Raw genomic sequence first — 10,129 nt, 5'->3', positions numbered from 1 at the left:
CCCCGTGGAGGGGTTCCCGAGCGGCCAAAGGGATCAGACTGTAAATCTGACGGCTCTGCCTTCGAAGGTTCGAATCCTTCTCCCTCCACCATCTTCCTGAACACAATATGTAATGCCCCTGTGGAGGGGTTCCCGAGCGGCCAAAGGGATCAGACTGTAAATCTGACGGCTCTGCCTTCGAAGGTTCGAATCCTTCTCCCTCCACCATCCTTCAGACAACCCGGCCTCACGCCGGGTTTTCGCTTTTCTGGATAGAATCCATATGGCGCTGTCAGATCTGACAATTGCCCTTCCCGCACTTTTTAGAAACAGTGGAGCCTCATGTCGCAAGGAGTGCACACAGATGTTTGAAATCTGGGATGAAACGGGTCGCGAGCACGGGCTGACACTGCCCGAGCTGCAACTGCGGCTGCGGGATTACCAGGGAGACGTGATGGTGCGCTACCTCAACCGCCTCGGCCTGCCGAGCACCCTCTTCCTGACCATCCGTCAGGGATGCGCCTATCAGCGCTTCAAGGCGGGCTCCCCCATGCTCGACTGGTCCTGGCTTGCCCAGGCCATGCACGCAACCCCCCTGGCTGGCGCCGAACCTGCACAGGGCCATGCCCTTCCCTGACCCCCTCTCTTCCTGCCCACACCCAAACAGGGCTCATTATCAGACTATTCCTACAGCCTCCCTTTAGACCCTCCCTGTATGATGCGCAGCCATGTTCCCGTCAGGTGAAGGCCATGTTTGCGTTCAAAGAAGAGTATCCCGTGAGTGCCATGGTCAGCATGGCGGATATCGTCGTCCCCTTTTATCAGCCCATCATCGGCCAGGATCGTCAGGTCAAGGGGTATGAGGTGCTGGCCAGGCGCTGGGATGCCGGCAGCCAGGGTTATCAGGGCATCGATTTTGCCGCCCTCGGCGAGGATGATGCCCTGCACCTGGATATCGTCATGCTCAGGGCCATCATGCGCGATCTGCCCGTGCTCGCCCAAAAAGGCCCCTATGCACTCTCCATCAACCTCAATCCGGCGCTCTCCAGCCCCACCTACCGCAATCTGCTGTTGCTGATGCTGCTCCAGGCCCGCAAGCTGGGGATCGCCATCTGGTTCGAGGTGCTGGAACACGTCAGGATCAAGCACCAGCACAGGGAGATGATCGAGGTGTTGCGAGCCCATGGCGCCCACATCGCCTGTGACGACTTCGGCTCCCTGGCATGCAACTTCCAGCGCCTGATGATGCTCCCCTACGAGATCGTGAAGCTGGATCGTTCCCTGCTGCTCCAGGCTGTACGCAGCACCCACGCCCTCAACATGCTGACGGGGCTGGTGAAATACCTGCAACGACTCGGCATGGCCGTGGTGTGCGAGGGAGTGGAGACCCAGGCCCATATCGAGGTGGCGAACCGGCTGGGCTGCGACTACCAGCAGGGCTACGCCTACGCCATTCCCTCCCCTCTCTCCCGCTGGGCCTGAGCCGAGCGCTTGCGTGTCACGGGGGAAACCCGGGCACCTTTCCCATGAAATTCGGCAGGGTGCTGCCATTTCCCTCGGATTGATGGCAGGCTGTAACAGCCAAAATGACTCCGAGACCCCGACCCCCATGGTTCGCTTCGCTACCTTCAACCTCTCCTTCGATCGCACCGCCGCCGGCATGCTCGCCGGTGAACTGGCCCTCAGTCGCACCGAACAGGATGCATTGCTGGTCCGCCTCGCCGACGGCACCTTGAGCGGCGCCGAGAAGACCAAGGCCCTCGACGTGCAGCAGATCCGCAACATCGCCGAAATCATCCAGCGCACCCGGCCGGATGTGTTGCTGCTGAGCGAATTCGACAATGACGGCAAGGGCAGCGACACCACGGACCTCAAAGCCTTCAACGACAACTACCTGGCCCACGCCCAGCACGACGAGGTGAAGGCCATCAGCTACCCGGTGCTGCAGAACTTCGCCACCAACACCGGCCTGATGAGCGGCCATGACCTCAACCTGGACGGCAAGGTCAACAATGGGCCGGACGACGCCTGGGGCTTTGGCAACTACCACGGCCAGTACGCCTTCGCCGTGATGTCCCAGTACCCCATCGATACCAAGCAGATCCGCACCTTCCAGAAATTCAAGTGGAAGGACATGCCGGGCGAAGCGAACCCCGTCATCGACGACTGCCACAACCCCAGGGCACCGATCCCGAGCGGCCGCCAGTGTGGCGATGCCTGGTATGACGACGCCGCCTGGCAGGCGCTCCCCCTCTCCTCAAAGAACCACGCCGACGTGCCGGTGCGCATCAGGCAGGGAGACAGGGAGGAGGTGCTCCACTTCCTTATCTCCCACCCGACCCCGCCCATCTTCGGCAACGCGGCGCGCCACAACGTCAAACGCAACCGTGCGGAGATAGCCTTTTGGCAGGACTATGTGGCAGGGGCTGGCTACATGGTGGATGACGCCGGCAAGGCCGGTGGCTTGGCCGAGGGCGCCAAGTTCGTCATCGCCGGCGATCTCAACGCCGATCCCCAGATTGGCGATGGCGACCTGACCGCCATTCAGGATCTGCACAACCATGTGCTGGTCAATCAGGCCGTCACCAACGGCGCCCTGATCCCGGTCAGCCAGGGCGGCCCCGAGTGCCTCGCCAGCCAGCCGGATCAGTGCAAGCGCAACAATAACCGCCCCACCCCGGAGCGCATTACCAGCAGCAGCGGCCTGCAGCTCGACCACGTGCTGCCCTCCGCCAACCTGAACGCGGTCGCCTCCGGCGTGTTCTGGCCGGCCAGCTTCGAGCCGGGCTACCACCTGGTGTACGACGCCAAGCTGGGCATCGCCAAGGGCGTCAGCTCGGATCACCGCCTGGTGTGGGTCGACTTCAAACTGTGACAGTGACGCAGAGCAGACAAGCAACGGGGCCCGCAGGCCCCGTTTTCATTGGATCGTCATACCAGCTTCTCCACCCGGGCCGGCAGCCCCTGGCGGGCCGACGAACCGATGACCCAGTCCACTAGGGGGTAGCGGCCATGGCGGCTGGGATCCAGCACCGCCAGATCGTTGAGGTTGACCCCGGCTCCGCGCAGCGGATTGGCGACCACTTTCTGGCCATCTATCCAGTGTTCCCGCGCCCCCAGCTCCTTGTGGCCGAAGCCGTGCTCGATGGCGATGGCATCCGCCTGCACCCCGGCCACGCACTCGGCCACCCCGATCACGCTGCCATCCGGGGTGCTGACTCGCACCCTGTCCCCGCTCTCGATGCCCAACTGCGCCGCCGTCTGTGCATTGAGCCGCACCCGGTTGCTGGGGTTCACCTGGCGCAGGCGATCCGAGCCGATGCTCATGGAGCTCATGGTGTGGGATTTGTAGCTGGTGAGCAGCAGCGGCCACTGGGCCGGCTTGAACGCCTCATTGAGCGGCGTGCCGTCCGCCAGCTGGGGGCGGAAGAAGCGCGGGGTGCCGCTCAAGAACTGGCCGCTCTGGCTGTGGCGGCGGCTGCCCACCTCGGGATTCCACACCATCAGCGGCTTGGGCCAACGCTTGCTCGGCTGACCCGCTTCGTCGCGCCCCTTGGCCGCCGGCTCGAAGCGCCCGCCGCGAGCGAAGAGATAGGCGGCGCGGCCCGCCTCCTCCGCGCTCAGGGTGGCGTTCAGCACTGGCAGGATCCGCTCCACCCCGGACCAGGCGAGATCCTCCGGATCTATGGCTGGCACCGGCTCGCCGAGATAGGCGACGTTGGCCGCGCCGTAGAGGGAGAAGTCCGCCGCCCGGTTCAAGCCGTGCAACTTGCCGTCCGCCCCTTTGAGCGCCCCCTCGCCAAAGCCCGGCAGCCCCAGCCGTTTAGCCACCGCGATGAAGAAGGACTCCATGCAGACCGGATCCCCCTCGGTCGTCTTGGCAACACGGGGCTCCACGATGGGCCAGCGGCCGGTGGAGACCTTGGTCATCACCCCGTGCCAGGCGGTGGCCCAGCCCCAGGACTCGTAGGTCAGGGTATCCGGCACCAGGTAGTCCGACAGCGCCGACGACTCGTTGATGAAGCTGTCGATGCTGACCACAAGGGGCAGCACGGCAGGGTCCTTGAGCTCTTCGCCGATGGCCTTGCTGAGCCCGGCCTGGCCGTAGAGGGGGTTGCCCATGTGGTTGATCCAGGCCTTGAGCCGGTAGGGGTAGCCGTTCACCGCCGCGGTCAGGTGCTCGCCGAGCAAGGGGCCGGAGATGGGGAACCAGGGCTCTTGCGCCGGATAGGGATTCTGACCCGCCTCGCGCTTGCGCCGATATTCGGAAGTTTTCTCGTAGGGGAACTTGGAGCGCGACAGGAAGACCCCGGCGGGCTTGACCATGCCCGGGAAGCTCGCCAGATCGTAGCGCGGCCCTGCCCCGAAGGGATCGAACTTGCCGCCGCTCGCCACGGCGCCGCCCCGGGCGTTCAAGTTCCCTACCATGACGTTGAGCATCATGATGGCCCAGGCCGAATAGAAGCCGTTGGCGCTCATGGTGCCGCCATGGGAGACCACCGCCGCGCGGGTGCCGTGGCTGGTGAACTCCCGCGCCAGCGCCTCGATATCACTCACCGGCACGGCGCACTCGGCGCTGTATTGCGCGAGGGAGTGCTCGCGGCACGCCTCGGCCAGCAGCTGGAAGCTGCTCTTGACCATGAACTCCCCCTTGGGGCCCGGAATGGTGCGATCCACCCAGAGGTTGGCCCGCTCACACTGACCGGCAGGTCTCGGCTCGCCGCTGCCCGCCTCCTCTACCAGCATGGCGTCCCCCTCCCCATAGGCTTCCCCATCAAAGGGCAAGCCGAGATCGCTGGCCCGCAGCATCTGGCCGAAGCGCGGGTGGGACTCGTCGCAGAGCACCAGATGGCTGGCGTTGCAAAAACCGCGATAGCCAGCCCGCTCGGCGGCAGCTGCATTGGGTGCCGTCAGGAAAGACTCGGCGTAGCGTTGGTTGTCGATGATCCAGCGCAGCATGGCCATGGCCAGCGCCGAGTCGGTGGCAGGGCGGATGGGCAGCCAGCGGTTGGCAGGGGCGGACGGCATGTTCACCGTGTTGGGCAGGCTGGGGGCCACCACCACGTAGGAGAACGGCTTGCCCGGTCGCGCCCGGTTTGCCGCCAGCTGACGGGACTGACGCTTGAAGGGGTTGCCCGATTGCTGGGGCGAGGTGCCCATGAACAGCAGGAAGTCGCTCTCGTCCCAGTCAGGCTTGAGGTGGGCGTTCTTCTCCAGATCGTCCAGCAGGGCGCCGGCCCCGACCCGGAACGACAGGCCGCAGTAAGCGCCGTGGTTGGCGAAGTTGCGGGTGCCGAAGCTGTTGAAGGTGAAGCGCTTGATGAAATGATCTCGCCCCTCGTCCGAGGCGTTGCTCACCAGCAGCTGGTTGGCCCTGGGGCCGTACTCCGGGTTGGCCGGGTCGAGCGGCTCGGCGAGGTTGCGAATGGCCCGCAGCCCCTCAACCTGGCCCTCGCCAAACAGATCCCCCCCCTCCACCACCTCGGCCACCAGCTGCTCGAAGGGGATGCTCTGCCAGCGGCCGCTGCCACGGGGCCCCACCCGCTTGAGACAGCGGGTGACTCGCTGCGGGCTGTCGAGCTGCTCCAGCATGGCGTTGCCCCGGGCGCAGGCGGTGGAGCGCCCGTCCAGCCCCCCTTCCTGGTAGCCACTGGTGGCGAGCAGCGCCTGTTTGACCGGGGTCTTGAAGTCGATGTGGTGGCGGGCGGAGAGGGGGTGATAGGGGTTGCCCAGGATCCGCACTATCTGGTCGCGCTCGTTGTCGATGCGAGCCCGCACTCCGCACAGGGTCCAGCAGCCGAGGCACATGGTGTTGGCAACTCGCTGGGCCGGGTTGGAGTGCAGCTCCCCCCGCTCGTCAACCCGGTACTCCACGGCCAGCGAGTTGCCATGGATGGGATCCCGGGTCGGCTTGCCCGAGCTGCCGGTGGCGAGGCCAGTCGCCACCTGCTTGAGGGTGTCGCTGTAACCGGCGACGAACAATCCGGTGCCACCGGCGATGGCGGCGCCCTTGAGAAACTTGCGTTTGCTGTGATCCATCAGAGTGCCTCGCGTGCAAAAGTTGTGGATGCCTTGATGGCAGAGGAAGCAGAGGGGTGCACCAGCTCCGAGAGGGCCACCAGCAGGGCCAGCAGCAGACCGAAGGTGCCGAGAATGCCGAGCACACCGGCCGGGCCCCAGGCAATTTCATAGAGATAGACGCCGGCCCCGTACTTGGGCGCGAGCTGCCCCTGGATCAGCACCAGCCAGCGCAGGCCCCACACCAGGTGCAGCCCCAGCAGCGCCAGCCCCCAGAGTGCCAGGCGGGCAGAGATCCTGGGCCGCAGCAGCATCAGCAGGCTGGCCAGCCCCAGGGTCAGCAACAGCCAGTGGGCCGCCAGCCGCCAGCTCGGGTCGAGCCGATAGAGGGCCGCGGCCTCTGCCGCCGAGGCGCCGCCAAACAGGGCCCAGCCCAGCAGGGAGAGCGCCAGCAGGCCTAACGTCCAGCCGCTCTGGCGCAGCAGAGTCGACTCGGTCTGGGCATGCCAGCCCGCCAACAAGCGGTTGAGCAGCAGCAGGGCACTCTGGGCCCCCAGCACGGCGCTCAGGGCCAGCAGCCAGGGCAACCAGGGGGTATGCCAGAGCGGGCGCGCCGCCACCGCCATGGTCTCGAGCCCGGTGTAGAGGGCGATGCTGAGCCCGCTCACGGCCGCCAGCAGGGAGAGGGGCCGCAGCCAAACGTGCCCCGACCAGCTTCCCAGACAGAGCAGCCGAGCAAGGCGGGCTAGCTTGTCCCTTTCTGCACCACGCCGGGCCAGGGCTGGCCTTAGCAGCAGCCAGCCGAGCAGCATGGAGAGCAGGCTGAACAGCGGCAGCAGATAGGCGCCATACCACATGACGGAGCCAAAACGCGTCTGGGCGTAGAAGTGCCAGGCCCGGGCCGGCTGGTGCAGATCCGCGGTCAGGGCGATGGGGGCCACCAGGCCGGCCGCCACCATCAGCACCGCCGCCTGGGTCTGCAGCCGCGGGTCCGGCGCCTTGCGCCACAGCTCAAACGCGCCAAGCCAGAGGGCCCCATAGGCGAGGCCGATGAGGAAGAAATATTGCACCGCCCAGGGCAGCCAGGTGATGGGCTGAGCCGGGGCCAACAGTTCGTTAATGACCATGGGCTATCTCCTTGCCATCGTCGGTGAGCAGGGTGCGCAGGGCCGGGTTGCCGTCGACCTTGCTGACGAAGGCCTCGTCCATGCCGAGATAAAAGACCCGCGGCTGGGTATTGGCCTCCGGCTTGAGCACCTTGAGGGCCGGCTCGTGTTCGCGCAGCAAGCGGCTGATCCGGCTCTTGGGGTCGTTCAAATCGCCTATGATGCGCGCCTCACCGACGCAGCTCTCCACGCAGGCGGGCAAGAGCCCCGCCTCTAGCCGATGGGCGCAGAAGGTGCACTTGTCGGCGGTGTTGGTCTCGTGGTTGATGAAGCGGGCGTCATAGGGGCAGGCCTGCACGCAGTAGCCGCAGCCGACGCACCAGTCGTTGTTGACCACCACGATGCCGTCGTCGCGCTGGAAGGTAGCACCGGTGGGGCAGACATCGAGGCAGGCGGGCTCGGCGCAGTGGTTGCAGAGCCTCGGCAACATCAAGAGGGAGGCGGGAGCCTCGAGGGCGGCCACGTCGCTCACCTCGTACTGGCTCACCGTGGTGCGAAACTGGCCGAGTGGAGGCTGGTTTTCGATGGTGCAGGCCACGGTGCAGGCCTGACAGCCGACGCAGCGGCGCAGGTCGATCAGCATGCCGTAACGCTTGCGCCCGTCCCCCCGGCTGATGGCCGCCCGCCCGTTGCGGGGAGCGGGAACGGACTGCGCCTGAACCTGGGTGACGGGGATCAGGGCCGCCCCTGCGGTGAGGGCGGCGATCCCGGATAACAATCGGCGCTTGCTGGGCTCCATGGCGTCTTTCCTTCTGCTGAGCTGGCTTGAAAGGGGTTGGGCCGATTGTCCTCAACGCAGGAAGTCGCCTCTATTGTGGTTTTCCACATACCGGGAGCCGGGTTGATCCAGCGCAATAAAAAATGCCCCAGCCCTGCTGAACTGTGACCGGGGCGGCGTTTGCCGCTCCTCCCGGCCCCGTTCGCGTGCAAGCGCACGTCCCGGTGATAGACTGCCCCCTTTGCACCGAGAGGAGAGCCCCCTGCACGCCCCAGTTCCCTTGCCCCTGCTCAGCCTGCTGCTCTGGCTCGCCCTGTCAGCCCTGCCGCTGCGGGTGCAGGCCGCCCCGCCCCCCTCTGTGCCAGCGCCGGCCCGACAGGAATCCACCCCATCCCAGGCTACGCCGGTGCAGACTATGGCCGAGCCGATACGCATCGGCGTGCTGGCGACCCGCGGCCCGGCACTGGCCAGAGCCCAGTGGCAACCGCTGCTGCGCTGGCTGGCACAGCGCGTGCCCGGCCATCGCTTCGTGCTGCATCCGCTGGGGCTCGATGAACTGGCCGAGGCCGTCGCCCGCGAGCACCTCGATTTCGTCATCACCAACCCGGGCCAGTCGGTGAGCCTGGCGCGCCAGTATCCGCTGGCCTGGCTCGCCACCCTCAAGAGTCCGGCCGGGGGGGACAACCTCGCCATCGGCGCCGCCCTGGTGGTGCCTGCCCAGACCCCCTACCGACACTGGCGTGACCTCGAGGGGCAAGCGGTCGCCGCCGTCTCGGAGAACGCCTTCGGCGGCTACCTCGCCTATCGCTTCGAGGCGGGCGAACAGGGAGTTCGGCTGGAGCGCTTCTTCTCCACCGTGCAGTTCACCGGCTTTCCGCTGGACCGGCTCATCGAGCGGCTGGCGGCTGGCGAGGTGGCCGCCGCCATCGTGCCGGTGTGTCAGCTGGAGCGCATGGAGCGGGAAGGCAAGGTCGCCAGGGGAGCGTTTCGGGTGCTGGACGATCAGGCGCCGGCCGGCTTTGGTTGCCAGAGCTCGACCCGGCTCTACCCCAACTGGTCCTTCGCCAAGACAGAGCGGGCCTCCCCCGCGCTGGCGCTGGCGGTGACCCGCGCGCTGTACGATCTGCCCGCTGATAGCGAGGCGGCCATCGCCGCCGATTCGGCGGGCTGGACCGTGCCCACCAGCGAGCTTGCCATCGACAGCTTGCTCAAGGCGCTGGATCGCCACCCGCTGCAGGGCCCCTGGTGGCAAGCGGCCTGGCACTGGCTGCGCCAGCATCAGCAGTGGGGCTGGGGTGCCCTGGTGCTGGTACTGCTGCTGGGGGGCCACCACCTGCTGCTGCAATACCTGTTCAACCGCAGCCAGCGCCGGCTGCTCAAAGCCCGCCACCAGCTCGAGCAGAAGGGACGCCAGCTGGCACAGGCCAGACGGCTCGCCGAACTGGGCGAGCTGGGCGCCAACGTGGCCCACGAGATCAATCAGCCCCTCAGCGCCATCGCCAACTACAGCCAGGGGGCCTTGTTGCGACTGGACAAATTGGCACAGGATCCGGCCCAGGCTGCCGCCCAGGCCTCCCTGCGTCAGGCACTGGAACAGATAGGGCTCCAGGTCCAGCGCATCACCCAGACCGTCAACCGGCTCAGAGCCAGGCTGCAGAAGCGCCCTCCCCGCTTCGCGCCTTGCGACCTGCCCAGCCTGGTGGCGGAGCTGTGCCCCCTGCTGGAGCAGATGCTGGCGCCGCTCGACGTCGCCTTCACCCTGCACTGGCGAGGCCAGCCGCGCCGGCTCCCTCTGGACGGCACCGGGGTGGAGCAGCTGCTGGTCAACCTCATCAAGAATGGCGCCGAGAGTGCGGCGAAGAGAGCGGCGCAGAGGGCAGCTAAGAGTGCAGCGAAGAGTGCGCGCGCCGCTGTTCACTCTCCTGCTCACCCCCCTAAGCAGGCACCGGCGCAGGCGCCTGCCCGGGTCGAGCTGCTGATCGCCTTCAAGGCACAGAGCCTGCTGCTGGAGATCCGCGACAACGGCGCCGGCCTGAAGGTCCCCGCGACCGAACTGCAGCAGGCGTTTTACAGCGACAAGCCGGACGGCATGGGGCTGGGGCTGGCCATCTGCCGGGAGGTGGTCGAGAGCCATCGCGGCCGGTTCAGCCTGGAGAACCTGAGCCCCCACGGTTGTCTGGCCCGGGTCACCCTGCCCGTGCCGCCCCCCGAAACCCTCCCTTCATCCACCGACATGCCGAGGAACTGA

Annotated in this window: 7 protein-coding genes and 2 tRNA genes; 6 read left to right on the top strand and 3 right to left on the bottom strand. The window is 66.6% G+C overall.

Going from position 1 to position 10,129, the window contains the following annotated elements; translation table 11 throughout:
• The first annotated feature begins 6 nt into the window (after positions 1-6).
• From AB5Y93_RS05660 to AB5Y93_RS05640, 5 genes are all read left to right on the top strand, one after another.
• Positions 7-91: transfer RNA gene (locus tag AB5Y93_RS05660), tRNA-Tyr, on the top strand.
• A gap of 31 nt (positions 92-122) precedes the next feature.
• Positions 123-207, top strand: a tRNA-Tyr gene (locus AB5Y93_RS05655).
• A gap of 136 nt (positions 208-343) precedes the next feature.
• Positions 344-616 carry a hypothetical protein gene (locus AB5Y93_RS05650; RefSeq protein ID WP_319883910.1) on the top strand — a complete coding sequence of 91 codons (273 nt, stop codon included), beginning with the start codon at positions 344-346 and terminating at the stop codon, positions 614-616.
• A 113-nt stretch (positions 617-729) separates the two neighbouring features.
• Positions 730-1,461, top strand: a complete 732-nt coding sequence (locus AB5Y93_RS05645; protein ID WP_368228945.1) for an EAL domain-containing protein — start codon at positions 730-732, stop codon at positions 1,459-1,461.
• 82 nt (positions 1,462-1,543) lie between these two features.
• Positions 1,544-2,854 (top strand): endonuclease/exonuclease/phosphatase family protein, encoded by a 1,311-nt coding sequence (locus AB5Y93_RS05640; RefSeq protein WP_368228944.1) that lies wholly within the window; start codon positions 1,544-1,546, stop codon positions 2,852-2,854.
• 56 nt (positions 2,855-2,910) lie between these two features.
• Here the strand turns inward: AB5Y93_RS05640 and AB5Y93_RS05635 are convergent, their stop codons facing one another.
• Genes AB5Y93_RS05635 through dsrO form a run of 3 tightly spaced genes read right to left on the bottom strand, consistent with a single transcriptional unit; the run spans position 2,911 to position 7,902 of the window.
• Positions 2,911-6,018 carry a tetrathionate reductase subunit A gene (locus AB5Y93_RS05635; RefSeq protein ID WP_368228943.1) on the bottom strand — a complete coding sequence of 1,036 codons (3,108 nt, stop codon included), beginning with the start codon at positions 6,016-6,018 and terminating at the stop codon, positions 2,911-2,913.
• Complete coding sequence (gene nrfD / locus AB5Y93_RS05630) at positions 6,018-7,124, bottom strand: NrfD/PsrC family molybdoenzyme membrane anchor subunit (protein ID WP_368228942.1); 1,107 nt, start codon at positions 7,122-7,124, stop codon at positions 6,018-6,020. The genes AB5Y93_RS05635 and nrfD overlap by 1 nt, the downstream gene beginning before the upstream one ends.
• Positions 7,114-7,902 (bottom strand): sulfate reduction electron transfer complex DsrMKJOP subunit DsrO, encoded by a 789-nt coding sequence (gene dsrO, locus AB5Y93_RS05625; RefSeq protein WP_042649144.1) that lies wholly within the window; start codon positions 7,900-7,902, stop codon positions 7,114-7,116. The genes nrfD and dsrO overlap by 11 nt, the downstream gene beginning before the upstream one ends.
• 259 nt (positions 7,903-8,161) lie before the next feature.
• Between dsrO and AB5Y93_RS05620 the strand changes: the two genes are divergently transcribed.
• Positions 8,162-10,129 (top strand): PhnD/SsuA/transferrin family substrate-binding protein, encoded by a 1,968-nt coding sequence (locus tag AB5Y93_RS05620; protein WP_368228941.1) that lies wholly within the window; start codon positions 8,162-8,164, stop codon positions 10,127-10,129.

This window comes from Aeromonas sp. R10-1 (genome assembly GCF_040908465.1).
In the GTDB taxonomy this organism is placed as follows: domain Bacteria; phylum Pseudomonadota; class Gammaproteobacteria; order Enterobacterales; family Aeromonadaceae; genus Aeromonas; species Aeromonas caviae.
The sequence above is the reverse complement of the archived record's forward strand: the minus strand, read 5'-3'. Positions and strand labels throughout refer to the sequence as shown.

What these genes read in the sequence shown, in the direction of transcription:
- AB5Y93_RS05640 (WP_368228944.1), top strand. Translation starts at nt 1,544, where the DNA reads ATGGCAGGCTGTAACAGCCAAAATGACTCCGAGACCCCGACCCCCATG.
- AB5Y93_RS05645 (WP_368228945.1), top strand. Translation starts at nt 730, where the DNA reads ATGTTTGCGTTCAAAGAAGAGTATCCCGTGAGTGCCATGGTCAGCATG.
- AB5Y93_RS05650 (WP_319883910.1), top strand. Translation starts at nt 344, where the DNA reads ATGTTTGAAATCTGGGATGAAACGGGTCGCGAGCACGGGCTGACACTG.
- AB5Y93_RS05635 (WP_368228943.1), bottom strand. Translation starts at nt 6,018, where the DNA reads ATGGATCACAGCAAACGCAAGTTTCTCAAGGGCGCCGCCATCGCCGGT.
- nrfD (WP_368228942.1), bottom strand. Translation starts at nt 7,124, where the DNA reads ATGGTCATTAACGAACTGTTGGCCCCGGCTCAGCCCATCACCTGGCTG.
- dsrO (WP_042649144.1), bottom strand. Translation starts at nt 7,902, where the DNA reads ATGGAGCCCAGCAAGCGCCGATTGTTATCCGGGATCGCCGCCCTCACC.